At 58.0% G+C, this 23,323-nt stretch carries 19 protein-coding genes; 8 read left to right on the top strand and 11 right to left on the bottom strand.

The genetic code is table 11. From position 1 onward, the window contains the following. Positions 1-813: 813 nt before the first annotated feature. From MPRO_RS08020 to MPRO_RS08010, 3 genes are all read right to left on the bottom strand, one after another. A complete protein-coding gene (locus MPRO_RS08020) occupies positions 814-1,350 on the bottom strand; it encodes a universal stress protein (RefSeq protein ID WP_067290079.1) in 537 nt (178 codons plus the stop codon). A gap of 75 nt (positions 1,351-1,425) precedes the next feature. Beyond that, on the bottom strand, positions 1,426-2,769 hold the full coding sequence (locus tag MPRO_RS08015; protein WP_067290065.1) for a TRAP transporter large permease: 1,344 nt from the start codon (positions 2,767-2,769) through the stop codon (positions 1,426-1,428). 14 nt (positions 2,770-2,783) lie between these two features. Further along, positions 2,784-3,338 carry a TRAP transporter small permease gene (locus MPRO_RS08010; RefSeq protein WP_067290062.1) on the bottom strand — a complete coding sequence of 185 codons (555 nt, stop codon included), beginning with the start codon at positions 3,336-3,338 and terminating at the stop codon, positions 2,784-2,786. A 51-nt stretch (positions 3,339-3,389) separates the two neighbouring features. Here MPRO_RS08010 and MPRO_RS26485 point away from each other — a divergent pair, with 51 nt between their 5' ends. After that, positions 3,390-3,524 (top strand): hypothetical protein, encoded by a 135-nt coding sequence (locus MPRO_RS26485; RefSeq protein WP_281177154.1) that lies wholly within the window; start codon positions 3,390-3,392, stop codon positions 3,522-3,524. Between the two features lie 7 nt (positions 3,525-3,531). On the opposite strand, the gene MPRO_RS08005 is transcribed toward MPRO_RS26485, so the two are convergent. Beyond that, complete coding sequence (locus MPRO_RS08005) at positions 3,532-4,548, bottom strand: TRAP transporter substrate-binding protein (RefSeq protein ID WP_067290058.1); 1,017 nt, start codon at positions 4,546-4,548, stop codon at positions 3,532-3,534. Positions 4,549-4,925: 377 nt separating this feature from the next. Between MPRO_RS08005 and MPRO_RS25045 the strand changes: the two genes are divergently transcribed. Continuing rightward, on the top strand, positions 4,926-5,075 hold the full coding sequence (locus tag MPRO_RS25045; RefSeq protein WP_158651774.1) for a LuxR C-terminal-related transcriptional regulator: 150 nt from the start codon (positions 4,926-4,928) through the stop codon (positions 5,073-5,075). A gap of 13 nt (positions 5,076-5,088) precedes the next feature. Here the strand turns inward: MPRO_RS25045 and MPRO_RS08000 are convergent, their stop codons facing one another. The 3 genes from MPRO_RS08000 to MPRO_RS07990 form a co-directional block, all read right to left on the bottom strand. After that, a complete protein-coding gene (locus MPRO_RS08000) occupies positions 5,089-6,903 on the bottom strand; it encodes a cobaltochelatase CobT-related protein (RefSeq protein WP_082708561.1) in 1,815 nt (604 codons plus the stop codon). Between the two features lie 7 nt (positions 6,904-6,910). Continuing rightward, positions 6,911-7,891: an AAA family ATPase gene (locus MPRO_RS07995; protein ID WP_067290054.1), complete on the bottom strand. Its 981-nt coding sequence runs from the start codon at positions 7,889-7,891 to the stop codon at positions 6,911-6,913. A 146-nt stretch (positions 7,892-8,037) separates the two neighbouring features. After that, on the bottom strand, positions 8,038-9,804 hold the full coding sequence (locus MPRO_RS07990; RefSeq protein ID WP_067290051.1) for a SulP family inorganic anion transporter: 1,767 nt from the start codon (positions 9,802-9,804) through the stop codon (positions 8,038-8,040). A gap of 598 nt (positions 9,805-10,402) precedes the next feature. Here MPRO_RS07990 and MPRO_RS07985 point away from each other — a divergent pair. From MPRO_RS07985 to MPRO_RS07965, 5 genes are all read left to right on the top strand, one after another. Beyond that, entirely contained in the window at positions 10,403-13,351 is a 2,949-nt protein-coding gene (locus MPRO_RS07985) for a molybdopterin oxidoreductase family protein (protein ID WP_082708559.1), read from the top strand. Between the two features lie 135 nt (positions 13,352-13,486). Continuing rightward, positions 13,487-14,179 carry a 4Fe-4S dicluster domain-containing protein gene (locus MPRO_RS07980; protein ID WP_067290048.1) on the top strand — a complete coding sequence of 231 codons (693 nt, stop codon included), beginning with the start codon at positions 13,487-13,489 and terminating at the stop codon, positions 14,177-14,179. A 56-nt stretch (positions 14,180-14,235) separates the two neighbouring features. After that, positions 14,236-15,165 carry a dimethyl sulfoxide reductase anchor subunit family protein gene (locus MPRO_RS07975; RefSeq protein WP_067290043.1) on the top strand — a complete coding sequence of 310 codons (930 nt, stop codon included), beginning with the start codon at positions 14,236-14,238 and terminating at the stop codon, positions 15,163-15,165. 118 nt (positions 15,166-15,283) lie between these two features. Beyond that, the gene (locus MPRO_RS07970; RefSeq protein WP_067290040.1) at positions 15,284-16,651 is read left to right on the top strand and encodes an NAD-dependent succinate-semialdehyde dehydrogenase; all 1,368 of its coding nucleotides are present in this window, start codon (positions 15,284-15,286) and stop codon (positions 16,649-16,651) included. A gap of 58 nt (positions 16,652-16,709) precedes the next feature. Next, the gene (locus MPRO_RS07965; protein ID WP_067290037.1) at positions 16,710-17,468 is read left to right on the top strand and encodes a TSUP family transporter; all 759 of its coding nucleotides are present in this window, start codon (positions 16,710-16,712) and stop codon (positions 17,466-17,468) included. A gap of 27 nt (positions 17,469-17,495) precedes the next feature. Here the strand turns inward: MPRO_RS07965 and MPRO_RS07960 are convergent, their stop codons facing one another. The 4 genes from MPRO_RS07960 to MPRO_RS07945 all read right to left on the bottom strand — a co-directional run bounded on the left by MPRO_RS07960 (position 17,496) and on the right by MPRO_RS07945 (position 21,687). After that, entirely contained in the window at positions 17,496-19,421 is a 1,926-nt protein-coding gene (locus MPRO_RS07960) for an ABC transporter substrate-binding protein (protein ID WP_082708557.1), read from the bottom strand. A 198-nt stretch (positions 19,422-19,619) separates the two neighbouring features. Continuing rightward, the gene (locus MPRO_RS07955) at positions 19,620-20,450 is read right to left on the bottom strand and encodes an amidohydrolase family protein (protein ID WP_067290033.1); all 831 of its coding nucleotides are present in this window, start codon (positions 20,448-20,450) and stop codon (positions 19,620-19,622) included. Continuing rightward, positions 20,447-20,878, bottom strand: coding sequence for an RbsD/FucU family protein (locus MPRO_RS07950; RefSeq protein ID WP_067290031.1), 432 nt, complete (start codon positions 20,876-20,878; stop codon positions 20,447-20,449). Before MPRO_RS07950 ends, MPRO_RS07955 begins: the two co-directional genes overlap by 4 nt. A 113-nt stretch (positions 20,879-20,991) precedes the next feature. Next, complete coding sequence (locus tag MPRO_RS07945) at positions 20,992-21,687, bottom strand: GntR family transcriptional regulator (RefSeq protein WP_067290027.1); 696 nt, start codon at positions 21,685-21,687, stop codon at positions 20,992-20,994. Between the two features lie 82 nt (positions 21,688-21,769). Between MPRO_RS07945 and MPRO_RS07940 the strand changes: the two genes are divergently transcribed. Then, a complete protein-coding gene (locus MPRO_RS07940; RefSeq protein WP_245635051.1) occupies positions 21,770-23,320 on the top strand; it encodes a UxaA family hydrolase in 1,551 nt (516 codons plus the stop codon). Positions 23,321-23,323: the final 3 nt, after the last annotated feature.

Raw genomic sequence — 23,323 nt, 5'->3', positions numbered from 1 at the left:
ACGGTAGACAGCGCCGCTCGCGGCCGCCCTGCCATGTGATAGTAGGGTCAAAACGGGACTTGTCGAAGCGCAGCTTTGACCCGGTTTGACGACCGCAGCATACTTGCCTGCGGGACGGGCCATCGCCAAGCATACCATCCGTTTAGCGCGGTGCCGGCCGAACGCATTCACTGCGAGGGCGCAGTTCCTACGGAGAAGTCTCCATCGTAGCACCTGATCCCATCCGCTCTTTATCCGCCGCGGCGCCCAGGTTGAGTATTGTTCCGCTTTTCAGATCCTGCAACAGGATATTAAAGCGTAATAATTATGGTAGGTTGGAATGAGCTTGCGAATTCCGACAACCATCACGAAGCGATGGCGCTCGTCGCATGATATCCGCGTCACAGTGGTGGTGGCTTTGTCTTGATCCGGTATGACCGCAATGGTCTATGTGCCCGCAGCGCGGGTCCCGTGGGGGCGCCAAGCGGTTATTTAACTAATCCCATCCGCGTTTTATCCGCCGCGGCGCTCTGTCTAGGGGGTAGGTCGTCAGTAACCGCCAACCGTCGGTGAATTCATCTTGAGCCAGGTGCGGTGACCGCCCAATAGTGTCGACTTACTTTTTCGGCGGACACTATCTCTGACTCGCCCAGGTGTTACGGACGTTTCAAATAAGCGTCGTTGTTGCACCTCCGGGTTCAAAGCTGTGATTGTCGAAGGCGATTAAGGAGGGTTGTTACTGAGGGATATCGAGAATAGATATTGAGAAGGGAGTTGCGGGTAAAAGGGTACCCCCGGAGCTGTAAGCCCCGGGGAGAATTGAGCTTCTGACTATCAGGAACGCTTTCTGGCGGCGGCCTTTTCCTTGGCTGCTTCTTCCTTGTCCGGTAGTGGCACGACCAGGGTGGGAATTTTGGAATGACGCAGTACGCTTTTGGCTACACTGCCGAGGAAGGTATGCATGATGCGGCCTTTCTCATGGGCACCGATTACGATGAGGTCGCACTGCAGTTCCCGCGACTTCTTGAGAATGTTTTCCGCCGGAGTGTTTTCAACAATGTCGACGGAGACTATTTTTGAGCGAAATGCCTTCTCCTCTGGCGCCAGCACATCCCAGAAATAATCCTGGCGTTCATTCAGCCGCTCGCGGGCGTGCTGGATGCGGTGATGCAAAAAGTCATCCCGGCTCTTGTCATTGAGCACGTAGGTTTGAAGCGCGAAGTGGGCATCGTCCGACAGCTTTTCAATCACATGAAGCACGTGAATATCGGCGCCGGTGGATTTGGCGAGATAAACCGCGTACTTGAATGCAAAGGAGGCGTTCTTCGACAGGTCGGTACAATAAAGTATTTTTTTGAATTCTGGCAGCATGGTATTTACCTCAGATTCTTCAATATGCCGCATAAGGGGCCCGCGCCCGTTATGGCGCGAGCTTTGTCCTGATAACTAATATCCCAGCAGCCTTGGCAGGAAGAGCGTCAGATCCGGGAAGAAGGCGATGATGAATACGCCAACAATGGATGCAAACGCAAAGGGCAGAGCCCGCAGGGAAATCTCTTCGATCGAGGTGCCGGAGATGCCGGAGGCAATAAACAGGTTTTCACCCAGCGGCGGCGTCTGAAAGCCGATTCCCAGACTGCAGACCACGACAATACCGAAGTGAACCGGGTCTATTCCCAGGCTGTAGGCGATGGGCAGTAGTACCGGCGTCAGTATCATGATGGCGGCCAGGGTTTCCATGAACATGCCGACAAATAGCAGGAAGGCGATGATCATGGTCCAGATCAGATACAGATTATCGGTAACACTGAGCATGGACTCGGCCACGATGGCGGGAATCTGGTTTTCAACCAGCAGGCGGCCAAATACAGTGGCGGTGAACAGAATCAGCAGCACGCGTCCGCTCAGCCAGGTGGTGGTTTCCAGAGAATGGAAAATGCTTTCGAGCTTGAGCTCCTTGTGAATGAACACGCCCACGAACAGGGTATAGAAAATGGCGACAATGGCGGATTCAGTCGGGGTAAAGAAGCCGGTATAGATCCCCCCCAGAATAACCAGAGGCGCCAGTATCGACCAGAAACCCTCTTTGAATGCCTTGGTGATTTGGTTGAATGACCAGCCATCACTGGTACCATGGTAACCGCGTTTTTTGCAGCTCACGTAGTTCATGATCAGCAAGGTAGTAGCGATAATCAGCCCCGGTGCAAAGCCTGCAATAAAGAGCTTGGGAATTGATACTGTCTGAAACTCGCCAAACTTGGCGATGGCCTCAGGTGGCGCGACCATGCCGATCGCTGAAATACCGAAGATCACCATGGGAATCGACGGCGGAATAATAATCCCCAGGCTACCGGCCGATGCCGTAATCGCCGATGCATAGCCTTTGTCGTAACCGCGCTTGATCATGGCCGGAATCATCAGCATCCCTACCGCTGCGGTGGTTGCGGGGCCGGAACCGGAGATGGCACCAAAGAACATGCACGCCAGTACAGCAGCGGCTGAAATACCACCGGTCACGGGGCCAGCAAAGCTTTCCGCCAGATGCACCAGGCGGCGCGAAATACCGGCGGCTTCCATCAGGGCGCCAGCGAGAATAAAGGCAGGCAGTGCCATGAGCGGGAAAGAGCCTACGGAGGTAAAGGCAATCTGAACAAACTTGATTGGGTTCTCGTCCAGATAAAGAAATGACACCAGGGCCGATACGCCCAGGGCGACGGTAATAGGTGCGCCCATCAGCAGCAGGCCGATGAAGCTGCCAAACAGAATTAATACGATGGATGATTCAACCATTACAAACTCCTGACCTAGACGGACTTGCTATTCTGTTTGTCTGAGTCCATCAGCTTTTCGACTTCGAGTGACTCGGGATCTCGAATATCAATGCCTTTGATCAGCTTGTAATAATTAACCTGCAGAATGCGAATAGTCATAAGGGAAAATGCGATAGGCAGAATCAGGTAAATATATTTCATGGGTACGCCGAGCGTCTGAGATTTCCAGAACAGGTTCATCTTGTGGAAAACAAAGTCGTAGCTCAGGTACACGAAATAGCAGTTGAAGCAGACCCAGATAAGGTCGGAGATAGCTTCCATGACGACCCCGACCTTGGGAGGCAGGAGTTTGAACTGGAAAGTCACACGGTTGTGGGCCGACAGTTTGGCTGCATAACTGGCGCCAAAGAATACGAACCAGACAAACATGTAAGTCGAAAGCTCTTCAGTCCATGAAAGGGAATGCTGGAACAACTCCCGTGAAATGATCTGCAGGAAAAGCAGTATGACGAAGACGGAGAGGAGAGTTCGGCAGATGTAACTCTCGATATTACCGAGAATCCTGAATAGAACCGTGGCTTTTGCCATAGTGAGTTCTCCTGGAAATGCGGACTGACCTGCCCGACGGGCAGCAGCGCCATGCATTCTAACGTGCTGATAGAAAACCAGAAGGCTGCAGGAATAGGGGTGGTCAACGTGCTTGGACCCGCCTATCCAGACAGCCTTCTGGTGGAAACCGATGCATTGCGCGGCCACCGCAAGGGCGGCCGCTAACAAGGGATCAGATTTCGTCGCGGCCCAGCGATTTCAGCACGTTGTTCAGGACGTCCTTGCCGCCGATGCTGTCGATATACTTCGGCCAGACCTTGCTTGTGGCGAGGTCGATCCACTCTTTCTCGTTATCGGCCGGATCAGCAATGACCATGCCTTTCTCGGTCAGTTCTGCCTTGATTTTGCTTTCCTGATCACGCAGGAACTGAGCGCTGTGGGCCGTGGCAGCCTTGCCAGCTTCCAGAATGGCAGCCTGGTCTTCGGCGGACTGATCCTGGAACACTGATTCGCTGACGATCAGGGGTTCAATGGAGAACAGGTAGCGCAGATTGGTAACGTACTTCTGTACTTCATCAAACTTCATCGCATATACGGTGATGTACGGGTTGTCCTGGCCATCGACAACGCCCTGCTGCAGTGCAGTGAAGGTTTCGGACCAGGCCATAGGCGTGGCGTTGATACCCCAAGCCTTGTAAGTGTCGATCATGATTTCGTTTTTGGGCACGCGAACTACAACGTCTTTCAGTTCTGCCGGGGTGGTGACCGGATGCTTGGAGTTGGTCAGCACGCGAAAGCCGGAGTAGGCCCAGCCGATAATCCGTACGCCGGCATCTCGCAGGGTGTTCTCGACCAGCTGCTCACCTACAGGGCCCTGGGTCAGGGTGATGGCATCGTCCAGGCTCTGGATCATGTAGGGCAGGGTGAGGGCGCCAACGGTGGGGGAGAAGGGGGTCACGTTGTTAATAGCCAGGATGGAGAAATCCAGGGTGCCGATTGCAGCGTCGTTCACGGTGTCCTGTTCGCTGCCGAGCTGGCCATTCATGAACAGTTTGGCGTCATGCTTGCCGCCGGTTTTTTCCATCAGTACTTCATTGAATTTCTTGCCGAGCTCATGCTGGGTGCCGCCTGCGGCATCACCGACTGCAACTTTGAAGGTTTTGGCCTGGGCCATTGTGCTCACGACTGCGGAAACAGCGAGGCAGAGTGACAGGGATAGAACTTTCGTAGCCTTACTTGGAAATTTCATTTGTAGCTCCGATTCTGGGTCCATCAACGAGTTCTGGGTTGTTATTATTCTAGTTGGCTCTGCCGGATATGAGATCTGGCAACTCCGTTCAGGGCATCAGTCCGCGCCCCGAGCGCTCACCCTGCAAGGGTAGGCGGTCGTTTTATATTCAACTTTGCCAGTGTGAATGTTTAGGGCCACTTCATATGCATGGCTGGGGCCAAGAGAAAAGGCGGCTAATTGACCAGTGTTAAAGCAGAGGATCTATGGGGGGAACAGCCCTGTACAGGCTGTTTTTCAGATGGAGACGGAGGCAATTAAAACATGCCATAAAAGGGCAGGTGCCAGCCCTTTTATGAGGGGTTTGTAGCGCAAGCATCAGGCCGCCTGCGCTGCAGGTGGCGCGGGGGCTCAGTCACAAGGAAGTGGCCCGGGCGCTGGGGATAGCGCCTGCCACGGCACGTAATCATATCCAGGCCATCCATGAACGTCTGCGGGTACGCAACAGCGCCGAGCTGGTGGAGCAGCTGCAGCTGGCCGGTTACTGAATCAGCTCGCTGTTCAGCGACGCCTTCCCCGCGCAAGCAGCTGCAAGACTTCCTCGAACACGGCGTTGTCGAGCCGATGCTCCATGTCCAGCGCCAGGTTATGGCGATAGTAGGGACTCAGATCCAGCCCGACACCCAGGGCATAGAGTTCCATGTCGCCGCGGGCTTCAATCTGACTTACCACCTGGCGCAGATGCACATCCAGCAGGTCGTCGCTGTTGGAGTGCAGGGTGGCACTGTCCATCGGGCAGCCGTCGGAAATCACTATAATGATGCGCCTTTCCTCGCGCCTTGCCTGCATGCGGCTTAAAGTCCAGAGCAGAGCCTCGCCATCGACGCCTTCGCGAAACAGATCCGGCTTTAGCAGTGCCGCCATGGATGCCCGGGCGCGCCGCCAGGGCGTGTCCGCATCCTTGTAAACGATATGGTTCAACTCGTTCAGACGGCCGGGGTTGGGCGGTTTTCCACGGCCAAGCCACTGCTTCATGGGCCGGCCACCGTTCCAGTGTCCGGTGGTGAAGCCCAGTACCTCAGTACTGGCGCCGGCCTGCTCCAAAGCCCTTGAAAACACATCGACCAGCATGGCGATGGATTCGATATGGGCCTTCATGGAGCCGGAGTTGTCGATCAGGAAACTGACCAGACAGTTGCTGTGGGGCTGATGGCGCTCCTGGCGAAACAGCTGTCGGTAACCTGGAGACGTGACCAGGCGGGACAGGCGGCGGGCATCGAGGCGACCTTCCTCCAGGCCGAACTCCCAGCCGTCGCGCTCAGGCGCCGACAGAATGCGCGCCAGCTTGCGGGCCAGGCGCGGCACATTCAGCCCCTGGGCGCGGATACGAGTATCCAGCTTCTCGCGCAGGTCCGTTAGCTGTTCGGCCCGCACCAGCTTGGCCGCAGGCAGCACACGATCGTACTGGGTGGTGAAAACGCGATAGCTATCGGCCTCGTCGGCATGCTCGCGCTCGCTGGCGGCGGCAGACTGGCCACCCAGCTCACCGTCATCGCCTTCAAGTTCCAGCAGCAGGCTGAAGTTCTGGTGGCTGTTCTCGCTGATTTCGGAGGCATCGCGCTCTTCGTTCAGCGCCATTTCCTGATTCAGTTCATCTATCATGTCCTGAATCACCGCGGCGATGGCCAGGGCATGTTCGGCAAAGGCCTGCTGGTCCTGGCGGGTGCGGCGCAACAGGCCAAAGTGCGCACCTATCTGGCGGCCCAGGGAGACGCGGGGCATTTCGATCAGCATTTCGGACTCTTCGCTCACCGGGTTGCCGCTGAGCAGTGCCCAACTCATCTGGGTGAGGGTGTAGAGCATAAGGCCGATATGGTTTTCGGTCTGCCCGGAGGCGTGGAATTGCGCGCTCCAGGCACTGAACCTGTGGGTCAGATTGGCGTGCACACCGGGATGATGGTCCTCGACCAGGGATTCGACCCGCAGCTGCTCCAGCATTTCGAATATCAGCCGGGCAATGGGCGCGGTGGGCTTGAGTTTGTCATGCAGGCGGCGGTCGTTGTGCCGCAGGCGCAGGGCTATGCCATCGGCGGCGCCGCGAAAGGAGCGAAAGTCGTCCCGCTCCAGATCGGTGAGCAGATGGGGCACGCGCACCGGATAAGCGCGGCCGTCAATTTCCAGCCGCCGGCCGCGAAAACGCAGGTTGCGGATGCCTGTTTCCGCGCGCATGGCGGCGCCGCTCAGTTCTTCGATCTGCTGCTGCTTGCGCTCAAGCCTGGGGGCGTCGCTGCTCTTCTCCGCAGCCTGGGGCGCGAGCTGCGGTGCCTGCTCTGGATCCCAGGCGGTGAGCGGTTTGTTGAAGCCGCTTTGAGTCATGGCTACCTCAGCTGGATGCGTGCAGCAGATAGGATTCCGTCAGTTCCTGATTGAAGCAGCGCTGGAAGTACTCGGCGACAATCGGCCGCTCGGCTTCATCGCACTTGTTCAGGAACGACAGCCGGAACGAGCGGGCCAGGTCATGGAAAATATCGTTGTTTTCGGCCCAGGAAATAACGGTACGGGGCGACATCAGGGTCGATACATCGCCGCTGGCAAAGCCCTGGCGGGTCAGCTCGGCTACGGCCACCATGGCGGCAACCTGTTTGTGACCCTCTGCTGTGGCGAAGGAAGGCACCCGGGCCTGTACGATGGCGATTTCGTCTTCGCGGGGCAGGTAATTGAGGGTGGCGACAATGTTCCAGCGGTCGATCTGGGCCTGGTTGAGCACCTGGGTGCCATGGTACAGGCCATTGAGATTGCCAAGACCCACGGTATTGGCGGTGGCGAACAGGCGGAAATAGGGGTGCGGATGTATAACTTCGTTCTGATCCAGCAGGGTGAACTTGCCATCGCGCTCCAGGATGCGCTGGATTACGAACATCACATCCGGTCGGCCGGCGTCGAATTCGTCAAAAATCAGTGCCACGGGGCGGCGCAGTGCCCAGGGAACTATGCCTTCCTGAAACTCTGTTACCTGCTTGCCATCGCGCAGGCTGATGGTGTCTTTGCCTACCAGATCAAGGCGGCTGATGTGACCGTCCAGGTTGACCCTTATGCAGGGCCAGTTCAGGCGTGCCGCCACCTGCTCGATATGGGTGGATTTACCGGTGCCATGCAGCCCCTGAATCATGACGCGCCTGTCCTGGGTAAAGCCCGCAAGGATGGCAAGTGTCACGTCTTCGTTGAATTTGTAGGCTGGGTCGATTTCCGGCACATGGTCGTCACGCTCGGTGAAGGCGGGCACGCGCAGGTCTGAGTTGATACCAAAGCGTTCCCGCACGGAAATCATAGTGTCGGGTTGTTCAATGAGCATCGTCTCGGTCATCAGTTCTGCCTCAGGTTAAACACTGCAAAGCCCCGGCGCTGCGATGCCGCAGGCGGGCGCTGGATAAAAGCAGTGTAAAGGAGGCCGCGCAGGCACGGAGGAACCAGATAGTACCTGCCTATGTGGCCAATGCTGCAGGCGCAGGGCTATTGCGCCGGGGGACTGTCGCGGCGGCACTCACTGAAAATGCGTGTAGTGCAGTTGTCGCAGGTGGGGCGGTCGAGACGCTCGTAGATGCGTGCGATGGCGATGCCCTTGCTGATGAAAATATTTTCTGCCCCCAGTTCCTCAATATGGCCGTTCTTTTCGAGGTAATGGGACACCCGGTCTTTCAGGTTGCTCAGATAAAGCGTGCTTCCGGCGGCACGGCGGCGCCGGGCCTCGTGCACCAGTAGCTCGGCACCGGCGATATCGATAAAGTTCATGCCGTTGCCGACGATCAGCAGGTTATCCTGCGGCAGGTCCTGCAGGTATTCCTTGACGTAGTTCACCGCGCCGAAAAACAGCGAACCTTCGATGCGGATAATGCGCAGCTGCGGGCATTCGGGCAGATCGCGACCTTCGTTGCTGACGAAGAAGGGCGTGGGGGAGGTCGGGTCCGGCAGCACCTGGACGATTTTCGGCTTGGAGGTGGTCTTGAGGTAGAACACCAGTGACAACATGACGCCGATATAGATGGCGAACTCCATGGCCATGATCAGGGTGGCGAGGAAGGTGATGATCAGCACCGAGGCTTCCGAGCGCCCGGCTTTGAGAATGGCGCCTATATGGTGAAAGTCGATCAGGTTCCAGGACACCACCAGCAGAATGCCCGCCATGCTGGGGATGGGCACATAGGCGGTGAGATCCGACAGCAGCAACACTATGATGGCCAGGGAGATAGCCGCGAAGACGGCTGCCAGGGGGGTACGCGCTCCAGAGGCGTAGTTAACCCCGGTGCGGGTGAAGGAGCCGGAGGAGGCATAACAGGAGAAAAAGGAACCGACAATATTCGACAGCGCCTGGCCCATAAACTCCTGATTACCGCTGATAGTCTGATGCGAGCGACTGGCCACCGAACGGGCTATGGATACGGCTTCAACGAGGCCGAGCAGGCCGATGGCAAGCGCTCCCGAGCCCAGCTGGTGCAGCAGTGCCGGCGAAAAGTCCGGCAGACTCAGGGGTGGCAGTGTCGCAGGGATCGAGCCCACCAGGGCAATGTTGTGCTCGGCGGCGCCGAGCAGTGCCGCCAGGAGGCTGCCAATAATCATGGCCAGCAGCATGTTGGGCCATTTGGGTAACAGCTTCTTGATAATCAGGCAGCTGAACAGGGTGCTCAGGGCCACAGCCAGGGAATACAGATTGGTATCGGGCAGGCGCTCCAGTAGACCGATCCAGGTGGAAATAAAGGTGCCATCGCTCTGCACGCTGACCCCCAGCAGGTTTTTCATCTGGCTGGAGGCGATGACCACCGCCGCGCCTGCGGTAAAACCGATGACCACCGAATGAGAGACAAAATTCACCAGTACGCCCATGCGCGCCAGCGCCAGCCCAAGCTGGAAGAGTCCGGCCATGAGGGTCAGCGTCAGAGCCAGTTGAATGAAGGCGGCGGAACCGGGCTCGGCCAGCGGGCTTATGGTGGTAAAGACGACGATGGAGAGTGCCGCTGTGGGGCCCGAGATCAAGTGGAAGGACGAGCCAAAGAGCGCCGCAATAATGGCCGGTACTATGGCAGCATAAAGGCCGTACTGGGGCGGCATGCCGGCGATAAGGGCGTAGGCCACGCCCTGGGGCAGCACTATGACTGCATTGGTAAGGCCGGCAAAAAAATCACAGCGCAGGCTTTCGCGATTAAGCAGGCGGCCCCAGAGTAAAAACGGGAACAGCCGTGTCCAGAGTGTCTGTTTGGGTCGGGTTTTTAATGCACGTGCCATGAAAGCCCCTGTGTCGGTGCGGCGGCTGGGATCCTATCGCAGAGCAGCCAGCGGTTACGCTCAAGCTTAGTGACTTCCAAGGTTAGCCCATAGTGCCAGATAAACGGGGTCTGTCATGCCATGGATCCTGGGACCGCAGGGGTACAGTGCCGCTGCTTTTTGGGGCTGCAGCTTTCTGAGTGCTTGGCTGGCCCCATCAATCCATGCTGGTTGGCGTTTGTCGCCTGGTCGCGCAATCTTCTACACTGCTTATATAGCCAGTTAACTTCAGCATATTCTTTTAAGTTATATGTTGGCGTCATGGCTGTTATGCCTGCTAGTAGCCTGTCGGACTTGGCCGATCGTAGCGAGGGAAAGTCCGTTTTGAGGCAGTTTTTGAGCTCTTTTGAGGCAAATAGTGGTTCTATTTAACGAAAAAGAGGACGAAAAATGACCAAAATCGGCTTTTCCGCAGTAGATCAGTGGTAAGTCCGACAGGCTGCTAGCTGCAGTGCCCGATTTTTGATCAGCACTGTGAAGGATAATCATGGTGTGGTCGCCTGCTTTTCGATCGCGGAGACTCCAGGTTGCGGCACCGGTATCGGGTTGGTAAATAATAATGAATTCAGTAAAAGCTGATGTGCCCTGCAGCCTTGATCCGCAATTGCTGATCGATTCCGTTGAATTGCCTGAGTTCGAGGCGCACGAAAAGCAGCAGACCAAATACACCACCTGTTACATGTGTGCCTGCCGCTGCGGCATCAAGGTAACGGTGGAAGACAACCAGGTTCGCTTTATTCAGGGCAACCCCAACCACCCGATCAACAAGGGTGTGCTCTGTGCCAAGGGAAACTCTGGCATCATGAAGCAGAATTCCCCGGCCAAACTCAGCGCCCCCATGTTGCGCAAACCCGGTACCGAGCGTGGCGCTGGCGAGTTTGAAGTCATTTCCTGGACCCGGGCACTGGATATCCTTGAAAAGCGCCTCTCCCACATCCGCGCCACAGATCCAAAAAAACTCGCTTATTTTACCGGCCGTGATCAGATGCAGGCCCTTACCGGCATGTGGGCGAGCCAGTTTGGCACCCTCAACTGGGCGGCCCACGGCGGCTTCTGCTCGGTCAATATGGCGGCCGGCGGTCTCTACACCATGGGCCATGCCTTCTGGGAGTTCGGCGATCCGGACTGGGACAACACCAAGTACTTCATGATGTGGGGTGTGGCGGAAGATCACAGTTCCAACCCCATCAAGATTGGTCTGAAGAAGCTCAAGGAACGCGGCGCCAAGTTTGTCTCCATCAACCCGGTACGTACCGGCTACCAGGCCATCGCTGACGAGTGGATCTCCATTCGGCCAGGCACCGATGGTTTGCTGGCGCTATCGATGGTGCATGTGCTGCTCAAGCACCAGCTGGTGGATGAAGAGTTCCTTATTCGCTACACCAACTCGCCGCAACTGGTGGTGAATACCCCGGGCGTGAAAGGCGATGGACTGTTCTACCGCAGCGCCGGCGAAATCCAAATCTGGGATCAGACGACCGACAGCTTCGCTGACGCCAGGCGTACCGATGTGGCGCCGGCCCTGTTTGGCGAGTTCAAGGCGCCGGATGGCACGCCGCTGCGCACTGCCATGAGCATTCTGCTGCACAAGTATCTTGACGACCAATATGCCCCCGAAAATGCGGCCAAAGAGTGTGGCGTGGATGCCGAGACCATCGAGCGTCTGGCACTGGAGATGGCCCATGTGGCGTTCAGGGAAACCATCACTATCGATGTTGAGTGGACCGACTGGGCGGGCCGCAAGCAGGACAAGTTCATCGGCCGCCCTGTGTCGATGCATGCGATGCGCGGTATTTCCGCTCACTCCAATGGCTTCCAAACCTGCCGTGCCATCCATCTGCTGCAGATTCTGCTCGGCACCATCGACTGCCCCGGTGGTCATCTGGCCAAGCCGCCGTTTCCCAAGCATGTGCCACCGGGCATCAAGCCTGCGAAGGAGTGCGCGCCCAATACGCCGCTGAAATCACCACCGCTGGGTTTCCCGACCTGCCCGGAAGACCTGGTCATCGATGCCGACGGCAATCCGCTGCGCATCGACAAGGCCTACAGCTGGGACGCGCCCATCTCCTGCCACGGCCTGATGCATATGGTGATCAGCAACGCGGTCAAGGGCGATCCCTACAAGATCGATACCCTGATGCTGTTCATGGCCAACATGGCCTGGAATTCCAGCATGAATACCGCCCAGACGCTGGATATGCTCTGTGCCAAGGAAGACGACGGCGAGTACAAAATTCCCTTTATCGTCTGCTCCGATGCCTTCCATTCCGAGATGGTGGCCTACTCAGACCTGATACTGCCGGATACCACCTATCTGGAGCGCTACGATACTATTTCGATGCTTGACCGGCCTATCTCCGAGACCCATGCCGCCTGCGACTCGGTGCGCATTCCGGTGATTCAGCCCGACCGCGATGTGCTGTCGTGGCAGGAAGTGATGATCGAGATGGCGGGCCGACTGAAGTTCCCGGCCTTTACCACCCCCGAAGGTGAGCGTCGCTACGAAGGCTACAAGGATTTCATCGTCAACTTCCAGAAGGAACCCGGTATCGGTTTCCTGGCGGGCTACCGTGGCGTGGATGGCAGCAAGTCGCTGCGTGGAGAGCCGAATCCGCGCCAGTGGGAAGCCTATGAAGAAAATGAGGGTTTCTTTGAATTCGAGCTGGGGTTGAATCAGCGCTATATGCGCCACGCCAACCGCGATTACATGGAGCTGGCGAAGGAGGCCGGCTGGGTGGGTTCTACCGATCAGATCCTGATTGAGCTGTATTCGGAAAAACTTCAGACTTTCCGCCTGGCGGGCCAGGGCCTTTACGACGGTCCCATGCCCACTGAAGAGCACCACAGGGAGCGGCTGGTCAAATATTTCGACCCACTGCCGTTCTTCTATATGCCACTGGAAGAGCAGCGTATCGATCGTGATGAGTATCCGTTCCATGCGGTGAATCAGCGGCCCATGTTTATGTACCACAGCTGGGACAGTCAGAATGCCTGGCTGCGCCAGATCATGTCGCAGAACTATCTGTTTATGAACCGGGTAGCGGGCGAGAAAGCCGGCATCAAGGATCTGTCCTGGGTCTGGGTCGAGTCGCACAACGGCAAGATCCGGGCCCAGGTGAAACTGATGGAAGGCTGCAACGAGAACACCGTCTGGACCTGGAACGCCATTGCCAAAAAGGGCGGCGCCTGGGGCCTGTCGAAGGACTCAAACGAGGCGACCGATGCCTTCCTGATGAACCATTTGATTTCTGAACTGCTGCCCGCGAAGGGCGACAAGCAAGACGGAGTGACCAACTCGGATCCGGTTACGGGGCAGGCCGCCTGGTACGACTTGCGCGTCAAGATCACGCCGGCGGCAGAAGGTGAAACCGGAAGCTGGCCGCTGTTCTCGTCCCATGAGCCGCTGCCGGGGGCCAAGGAATCGCCGCAGATGCTCAGCTACAGCAGTCACAAGAACGTCAACCTCAAGCGTCCGATGCTCGATATTCTGACGCGTGGCGAGAAGTAGGAGAGGACAACATGAAATGTAGCCTCTTTATTGCCTGGTTCGGAATATCACCCGATCTGCAGGACCCTAAATCTCCAGCGTCCGATGCTCAGCATAGCGCTGACGCCTGGCGAGAAATAACGGGAGAATAAGAATATGAAACTCGGACTCGTCGTCGATCTCGATACCTGCGTTGGCTGCCATGGCTGCGCGACTGCATGCAAGCAATGGAATACCTCCGGCACCATAGGCCCACTGTCGGATAAGGACCCATACGGCCGTGATCCGTCGGGCACCTGGCTTAACCGGGTACGCACCTACGAAGTGGGGGATACGCCCAACAGCAAGACCGTCCACATGCCGATGTCCTGCATGCACTGCGAAGACGCTGCCTGCGTCACCGTCTGCCCGACGGGCGCCTCTTATAAGCGCAAGGAAGACGGCATAGTGCTGGTGGATCAGGACAAGTGCATGGGCTGCAACCTCTGCTCCTGGGCTTGCCCGTACGGCGCCCGCGAGCTGGATCCGCAGGAAGGCACTATGAAGAAATGTACTCTCTGTGTGGACCGCATCTACGATGAAAAACTGCCGGAAGCTGAACGCCAGCCCGCCTGCGTGCTGACCTGCCCGACCAGCTCGCGGGTGTTCGGTGATTTCGATGATCCGAACTCCGAAGTCAGCCGCCTGACGCGCGAGCGCAGCGGTCAGCAGCTGATGCCGGAACTGGGTTACAACCCGGTGAATACCTACCTGCCACCGCGCAACAAGAAGGTGGTTGAAAGCTACCAGTTCAAGCCGTCTCTGGGGGCGACCGTGAAGCAGTGGGTTAACAAGGTCATCACGCGCTAACGGTTAGCTATATATCGCAACTGGCCCGCTAGCGGGCCCGGACTGGAGTTGTTGCCATGCATCCGGCATTTTCTGTACTGATCTTTACCGTTACCTCCGGGGCCGGCTATGGCCTGTTCGCCCTGATGGTACTGGCACAGCTGGCGGGGCTGAATGCGCTGCAGGACAGCACCCTGCTGCTGTCCGGGGGTGTGCTGGCGCTGCTGATGATCACCATCGGCCTGCTGTCGTCCACGCTGCACCTGGCGAATCCGAAGAACGCCTGGCGCTCCTTTGCGCGCTTTCGCACCTCCTGGCTGTCCCGCGAGGCGGTGTTCGCCGTGCTCTTCTATCCGGTGGCGCTGCTGTATCTGTTTGGTATCTACGTTCAGGGCAGTGAATTGAGCGCCCTTTACAGCGCCTGCGGTGTGGTGGCGGCGATGCTGGCCATGGTCACGCTGTTCTGCACCAGCATGATCTATGCGAGCCTGAAAACCATTCGTCAGTGGTGCACGGCGCTGACGCCGCTGAACTATCTGTCCATGGGACTGATGTCTGGTGCGCTCTGCCTGGCCACGCTGCAGGCGTTGCTGCAGGATGGCCTGTCGCCGGCGCTGCGCAGCGCAGGTCTGGGTCTGATTGCCCTGGGTGCGGTGGCCAAACTGATCTACCTGTTCTGGATCGGCAAGCCCGCCGGTGCCACCATCAAGACCGCCACCGGCTTTACCCAGGCCAGCGTGCGGCTGCTGGATGCAGGCCACAGTGCCGGTACCTTCCTGACCAATGAGTTTGGCTATACAGTGGCGGCCAACAAGTTGCTGCGCCTGAGATTTGCCATGGTGGCACTGGCCTTTGTCGTGCCCTTTCTGCTGCTGCTGCAGGGTCATGCTGTGGCTACCTTGCTGGCGGCGCTGCTAGCGCTGGCGGGGTTGCTGGTGGAGCGCTGGCTGTTTTTCGCCGAAGCCCGGCATGTTGTGCGCCTGTATCACGGCGACCAGCGCACCTGAGACAGTAGGACTTTTTCGTTAATTCTGAGCCGCCGTGCCGGGTACCGGTGCTGCTGCTTTTGCGGGTAAAGGCTTTGCGAAGCGCCCGTCTCAACCTGATACACAAGGATGCTTTGAAATGATGTTTGAATCCCGCAATCCGGCCACCGCCGAACTGATTGAAGTCTTTGACCTGCTCAGCGGTGCCCAGCTCGAGGCGCGCCTGGAGAAGGCCCAGGCGGCGAGCCTGGAGTGGCGTGCCACTGACAACGACCAGAGGGGCGCACTGCTGCGCCGGATCGCGGCGGTACTGAGGGCCCAGCGCGAGTCTTTGGCGCGGACTATTTCGCTGGAAATGGGCAAGCTGCTACCCGAAGCCCTGGGGGAAGTAGACAAGTGTGCCCAGTGCTGTGAGCACTACGCCGAGCACGCCGCGGCCATGCTGCAGGATGAACTGATCCCGACCCATGCGCGCCGCTCCCTGGTGAGCTTCGAGCCGCTGGGCACCATTTTGGCCGTGATGCCGTGGAACTTCCCCTTGTGGCAAGTGTTCCGTTTCCTGGCGCCAACGCTGATGGCCGGCAATACCGCGCTGCTCAAACACGCGCCAAATGTGTCCCGCTGTGCGCTGCTGATCGAAGACATACTGCGTGAAGCCGAGGCGCCTGAAGGTCTGTTCAGCACTCTGCTGATTTCCGTCGAGCAGACCGCCGCGGTTATCGCCGATGGCCGTGTGCACGGCGTCGCCTTTACTGGCAGCGAAGCTACCGGGCGCAAGATCGCCGCCATGGCGGGGCAGAATCTGAAAAAAGTGGTACTGGAACTGGGGGGCTCCGATCCCTTTATCGTGCTGGAGGATGCCGATCTCGACAAGGCGGTGGAGTTCGCCATGAAACTGCGCTTTGGCAATGCCGGCCAGATCTGCATCGCCGCCAAGCGCTTTATCCTCACGCCCACCATAGCCGATGAGTTTGTCGAGCGCATGTTGGCCCGTGTGGCGCAGTTGCAGACCGGCGACCCGTTGCAGGCGAGTACGACGCTGGCGCCCATGGCGCGGGAAGATCTGCGCAGCGGATTGCAGCTGCAGGTGGATGCGGCCCTTGCCGGTGGCGCCCAGCTGCTCACCGGTGGCGCTGTGCAGGATGGCCCCGGCTGGTTCTATCAGCCCTCGGTGCTGGACAAGGTGAAGCCCGGCAACATGGCGTTCGATGAAGAGCTGTTTGGGCCTGTAGCATCCATTGTGCGGGCGGCGGATGCGGAAGATGCCATTCGTCTGGCCAACGCCACCCGCTTTGGCCTGGGGGCCAGCATCTGGACCGCCGATATCGAACGCGGTGAAGCCATTGCCCGGCGTCTCGAAGCCGGTGCCTGCTTCGTCAATGCGCCTGTGGCCAGCGATGTGCGCATGCCGTTCGGCGGCACCAAGGCGTCGGGTCTTGGGCGTGAGCTGGCGAGTTACGGCATTCGCGAGTTCTGCAATATCAAGTCGCTGTGGATCGCGGACTGAACGGTGCGGGCCGCCTGATGGCTTTATTCGCCCCCAGGAGTAACGACGAGGATGTTGCATGATCGTCATTGGTGGCTCTGAGCTGCTGTTGCTGCTTTGCCTGGCGCTGGCCAGTTATATTCAGGCCACAACCGGCTTTGCCTTTGGTCTGATAGTGATGGCCACAGTTACGGCGCTGGGGCTGGCCCCCATCGATGTGACGGCGCTACTGGTCGGTGCACTGACGCTGGTCAATGCAGCGGCGACGCTGCGAGGAGGCCTCTGGCGGGACACTAACTGGCGGGCGCTGGGGCTGATATTGGCAACCTGCCTGCCGGTCACCTTTGTTGGTTTGGAATTACTCTCTTACACCAGTGAGGGGCAACTGGGACTGCTCCAGGGTACCCTGGGGCTTTGTCTGGTCGGCAGCAGCTTGCTGATGATGTACCGGGTAAAACAGCTGGAGCAACCCTCCTCGATCCCGGCCTTTGCCTTCTGCGGCGTGCTGGCCGGTCTTATGGGTGGACTCTTTGCAGTCTTTGGTCCACCCGCCACCTTTATGATGTATCGGCAGCCAGATCGTATAGCCGCTATTCGTGCGACTCTGATTTGCCTGTTCAGCGTGATGTCAGCATTGCGTCTGGTTGTCGTACTCTGGACGGAGCCGGTGGGCGAGAGCTTTGTCGGCCTGGCGCTGCTGGGGGCACCAGTGGTGATGTTCGCGGCCGTGGCTGCGCGGCGCTTCCCGCCGCCTCTGTCCAATCAGGCCCTGCGGCGCTTTGCCTTCGGCCTGCTGCTGTTGTCCGGCGTCGGCCTGACAGTTAAAGGCTTCTTCTGAGGTGCTGATGTTTAGAGCTGGTGGACATCAGAGCCCGAGCCACTCGGGGCGGCGCGGAATATCCACAGAAAAGACGCGCTCCATGCGGATGATGCCCCGGGCGACCAGTTCGGCGACATCCGCCTCGGTCGGGCCCTTGATATGGCTGCGATAGATCAGCACCCGGGTTACGCCGCGATGATCTTCGGGGGTCCAGGTTGCCGGTGAACAGACTCCCTCGAGTCCCACGGGCACCCAGTCCCTGTGCTGGTAAATGCCCTGGCGGATATTTGCGCCGCTGATACCGCCGTTTCTGTCGGCCCACTCCATGGCTTCCTTGATAAAAAACATCGAACAGACCCCGCGGATGTAGTGCACCGGACGGTACGTCTGGCCGGTAGGGTCCGACATTTTGGAAACTTCCTGCACTGTGTACATGCCCGGGACATCGTCGCCCCACTTGGCGGCGCCCATGACCCAGACCACACCATCGGCCGCGTTACCTGCCGCCTTCATTACATTTTCATCAAAGCCCCAGATATTCACCATGAACTGCGTTTGAACCTGGAGCGCCTTGCAGGTGCTTAGCAGACCGGAAACTGAGGCAGTGGTATTGGCGAGATAGGCGTAATCAGCCCCCTGGGAATTGAGCCGTTCGCACTGGGTGCTGTTATCGCCCGGCGTCATGGGCATGGCAATAACCGGCAGTACCTCGAAGCCGAGTTCCGTGGCGTAGGCCTGACAGGCTTTTTTCGGCGCATTGGGGTAGGGATGGTTTTCACCCATATGGACGAATTTTGGGGTGCTGGTTTTGCCGCGGGCTTTCCAGTCTTCACGGGCCCATTGCACCAGGCCGCGACAGGCGTCCGAGTAGGATGGGCCATAGAAAAAATTATAGGGGGCGGCCCGGCCCTCGACACCACGGCCGGTAGGATCCGTCAGGGAGGCGGCGTAGGAGGCCGAGAAATAGGGTATTTCATCCTCGGCGACAGCGCTGACCAGAGCTTCGGTGGAGGGTGTGCTCCAGCCATGAATGGCCAGTACATTCTGGGTTTTCCACTTGCGGTAACCCTCCAGCGCCCTGGGAACCAGGTAGGAGGTATCGACGGTATCCAAGTCGATCATGCGGCCATTAATACCGCCATTGGCGTTAATCCAGTTGCTTGAATCAATCATAGCCTGGCCGTAGATGCGCCCGCTCCCCGACGCGATACCGCTTTGATCCACGAGCTGCCCCACCAGGAGGTAGGGGCCGGGTTGGGCCATGGAGTCAGCAGGTTTGCTGGCCGGCGCAGCAGATGGCGCGGCGACGTCCTGCTGTGGCGCCGAGGGGGCAGAAGATAGCCAGACCGCGAGACCGCCCAGCGTCAGACCCAGGGCCAGTGCGGCGGCCGCGAACTGCCATCCTGCGCCAGCTGGCGCTTTGTGCGCAGGCAGAGGCATGTCGCTGGCGCGCACCCGGTAGACATTGACCGGCTTGGCTATGTTCTTGACGCGCTGTTCGCCGAGAAAGTCGTAGCCGAAGTGCACCTTGCCTTCAACGGCATCGTAGACTGAACTGGATATACAGATACCGCCAGGCTCGGCCAGTGCTTCCATGCGGGCGGCAATATTGACACCATCGCCGAAGATGATGTCGCTCTCGTCTTCGATAACATCGCCGAGGTTGACGCCGATGCGAAACTCCATGCGTCTGTCGGTCGGCAGCTCCAGGTTACGCCCTTCCAGCACTTTCTGTATTTCGACGGCACCGTTAACGGCTTCCACGGCACTGGGAAATTCGGCCAGGATATTGTCGCCGGGCGCATCGACAATGCGCCCCTTATGACGTTCGATGACCCGGCCAATGGCCTGCTGATATTCCTTCAGGGTGTCGACGGTGGCCTGCTCGTTTTCGCCCATCAATCGCGAGTAACCGACGACATCGGCACTGAGAATGGCGGTAAGTTTGCGCTGACCCTGGGACTGGCTCATGGAACTGTCTCACTGCAAGGAGTGTATAGGCGCTGTGTACAGGCCGAGGTACCGCCGATTGCCGCATACCGCTGCAATGCGCGGGGTACCCTTAAGTGTAGACGGCTGCGGTGTTGAGGATGGTACGGAGCCTGAGTCTCGTGCCGGGCGCCTGTGGCAGATCTCAGAAGTTAAAGGCCAGCGGTCAGAGAGCAAAGATCAGTCAGGGATGCGGTAGGCATGGACAGCGTTGAGTCCGAAAATCGCTGCGCGGTCAGTCTCGCTGAGGCCCCCCAGCAGGGTCTCGGTTACCGACAGCCACTGCTGATAGCCCCCGCCAAGCTTGCAAACAGGCCAGTCGCTGCCCCAAATCAGGCGTCTGGGGCCAAAGGTTTGCAGCAGGTGATCGACGTAGGGTTTCAGGTCCTCCGCCGTCCAGTTTTCCGCCGCTTCGGTCACCAGACCTGATAGCTTGCAGAAGGCGCTGGTCCCTTTCGCCAGCGCCGCCATATCACAGGCCCACGCATCAAAAGCGCCCTGGCGTATCTGTGGCTTCGAGCCGTGGTTGATGACGACCCGCATATCAGGGTAGTGATCGAGCAGTTGCTGCAGATTGCTGAGGTGTAGCGGGAGGGTCAAGGCATCTAATGTCAGGTCATTGGCGATCAATGCGTCAAATGCGGGCTTCAGCTCCGGGCGCAGCATCCAGTGAGGGTCGGGGATATCCTGGATCATGGGCCTAAAGCCCACCAGAACCGGATGGGCTGCCAGTCGCTCTATCTCGCCGGTTACTGTCTTGCTTTCAAAATCCACCCAGCCGACGACGCCCTTGATAAAGGCATGTTGCTCGGCGAGTGACAGTAAAAACTCGGTTTCCTGGATTGTCGGGGCGGCCTGCACCAGCACAGTGCCGTCTATCCCGGTTGTCTCCAGCATGGGGCTCAGGTCATCAGGCAGAAAATCGTGATACAGCATGCTCAGCTCGGGTGTGAGCCAGCCGTAATCCGCTCTGTCGAGTTGCCAGAAATGCTGATGAGCATCGATTTTCATGGTTGGATAACACCTTTTTTCAGGATGATATTGCCATAAAGCCGTCGCTCGCCGGTCTGAACGATCGCGAAGGCGGATTTTGCGCGTTCGTAAAAAGCAAAGCGTTCCAGGCTGCCAATCTTCGCCGGGTGATCGGCCGTTGTATCGATGATGCATTGGAAATTTGCCACAATCTCCGGAATGGCGTCGGCGTCGTCTACAACCTGCATGGTTAATACCGGGACAGGCTCGAAGCTGTCGAGCGGCATGACTTCGAGGATCGCCCGCAGGACATCGGTCGCCAAAATTCCATCCAGCCTGATGCATTTGGGGCTGGAGCTTTCTGCCGGAAAATTTGCGTCCGCTATGACGATTTCGTCGCCATGGCCCATGGCACGCAGTGCGTGCAGAAGGTCCGGTGATAGCACCGGCGGAATATTACGCAGCATGGGGAGTCTCCATCGGTTGCAGCGCTGCGGTGCGCTTATTGCGAAAATTTGTATCAGCCACTTTCAGGACCAGTGCTTTCTGGCGCGGTACTCGTGTAGCTGGGTATGGCGTCTTAGCGTGTGCGAAAGAAGGTTGGATGCTGACCTTCCAGTGGTTCGAGCTGTGTGATGAGTCGCCCCAGGTGCAGCTTCATTGCAGATTGGGCGGCGACAGGATCACTCAAGCGAATGGCGTCCAGGACTGCTTTATGTTCCTTGACGGCTTCTGCCGGCCGGCCTTCTTCGGGCAGCAACAGCATGCGGGCACGTTTCAGTTGCAAGGACACAGTCGATGCAACCGAGGAGGCTCCAGGGAAGCCGGTGAACTCCATCAGCAATGCATGAAACTCTTCGTCCGTCTTGTAGAAGCCCGCAAAATCCCTGTCTTCCACCAATAGCTCCTGCAGTCGCAGGTTCCTGGTTAATTGCGTCAACTGCTCGTCGCTGCGCTGTTCGGCAACTCTTGCAACTGCCGCCAATTCCAGCGCCTCGCGCAGGAAACTCGCTTCGCGAATCTCATCCATCGAAAAGCAGGAAACCCGCGTTGCCGACTGGGGGATGACATCCACCAACCCCTCTGCAGACAGTCGAGCTATGGCTTCTGATACCGGTGAGCGCGAAACGCCGAGCTGTTCGCAAATGGCGCCTTTTCTCAGAATCGTACCCGGCGGGTAGGCCATCGAGAGGATGGCTTCGCGCAGGGACTGGTAGACCCGCTGGGCAAGGGAACCACTCAGGTCTTCTATGTCGGTGAGGGTGACTGCATTCATTTCCATTACCTGAATACTAACATGTTAGTTGACGACAGATGTGTCGAGTGCTAGTTTGAGGATACAACAAGGCACATGAAATGTGAATTTCGGAACAAGGGGGCTCAGCGTGAGTAAGGCTACAGAGACAATTCGCCTGCATCCAAACGACAACGTCGTGGTTGCTCTTTGCGATCTCACCGCTGGGCATGCACTGCAAGGTGCCAATGTTTGCCTGCAGCAAGCGGTAGCGCGTGGACACAAGGTTGCAGTTTGCCCAATCAAGGCGGGGCAAGATCTGATTCGATATGGCCAGATCATTGGTCAGGCCACGGCAGATATTGCAGCGGGTGCACATGTGCATACGCACAACCTGGGGATGGGAGAGCACTTGCAGGACTATGCTTTCGCGAGCCAAAGTGTCGCGCTGCCCGTTGCGAGCGATGAAAGAACCTTCATGGGGTATGCCAGAGCAGACGGCAAGACAGGCACTCGAAATTACATCGGAATTTTAACCTCGGTTAACTGTGCAGGCTCGGTCGCCCGCTTCATCGCCGAGGCTGCGGAAAAATCCGGGCTGCTCGATGAATTTCCCAATATCGACGGCATAGTGCCTATCGTTCACAGCTCGGGCTGCGGTATGTCTGGCAAGGACGAAGGTTACGACACCCTGTTTCGCACTCTTTCTGGATATGCGCGACACCCCAATTTCGGCGGAATTCTGCTGGTGGGTCTCGGCTGCGAGGTGATGCAGGTTGATGCTCTGGTCGGCGGGCGTTCGATTCGGGCAGATGGCGCCCTGCACTATATGACTATCCAGGCAGAGGGCGGGACGCGCAAAACCATTGAAAAAGGGCTTGAGGAGCTGCGCGCCATTGCTGCAATCGCCAATAGTGCCGAGCGCAGTCCCGCCCCGGTTTCGGCTATCACTGTGGGGATGCAGTGTGGTGGCTCGGACGGTTATTCCGGCATCACGGCCAACCCTGCACTGGGCTATGCCTCGGACCTGCTGGTACGCCACGGCGGCACCACGATTTTGTCTGAGACCTCGGAGATCTATGGCGCTGAACATTTGCTTACCCGCCGCGCTGTGTCTCAAGAGGTGGCAGAAAAGCTGATTGCACGGGTGCGCTGGTGGGAAAATTACTGCGCGCGTAATGGCGGGGAGATGGACAACAATCCCAGCCCTGGCAACAAGCGCGGCGGCTTGACCACTATCCTCGAAAAGTCACTCGGCGCGGTCGCCAAGAGTGGTACAGCTCCTCTGAGTGATGTTTACCTCTTCGCTGAACCGATCGACACCAAGGGCTTTGTCTTTATGGACAGTCCGGGTTACGACCCCTGCTCGGTAACCGGTCAGGTCGCCTCCGGGGCAAATCTGATTGTCTTTACGACAGGCCGTGGTTCTGTCTCCGGCTACAAGCCAACGCCCTGCATCAAACTTGCCACTAATACAGAGATGTATACACGCATGTCTGACGACATGGATTTGAATTGCGGAGACATTGTTTCCAGCGGCGTGAGTATTAAAGACAAGGGACATGAGCTGTTCGAACTCATTATTCGTGTCGCCTCCGGCGAGCAGACAAAAAGTGAAGAGCTGGGATTTGGCGGGGCAGAGTTTGTGCCTTGGCAGATCGGCGCAGTCATGTGATTT

It is taken from the genome of Marinobacterium profundum (assembly GCF_001528745.1).
Taxonomy (GTDB): domain Bacteria; phylum Pseudomonadota; class Gammaproteobacteria; order Pseudomonadales; family Balneatricaceae; genus Marinobacterium_A; species Marinobacterium_A profundum.
Note: the sequence above shows the minus strand (reverse complement) of the source record. Positions and strands in the feature narration are given on the sequence as shown.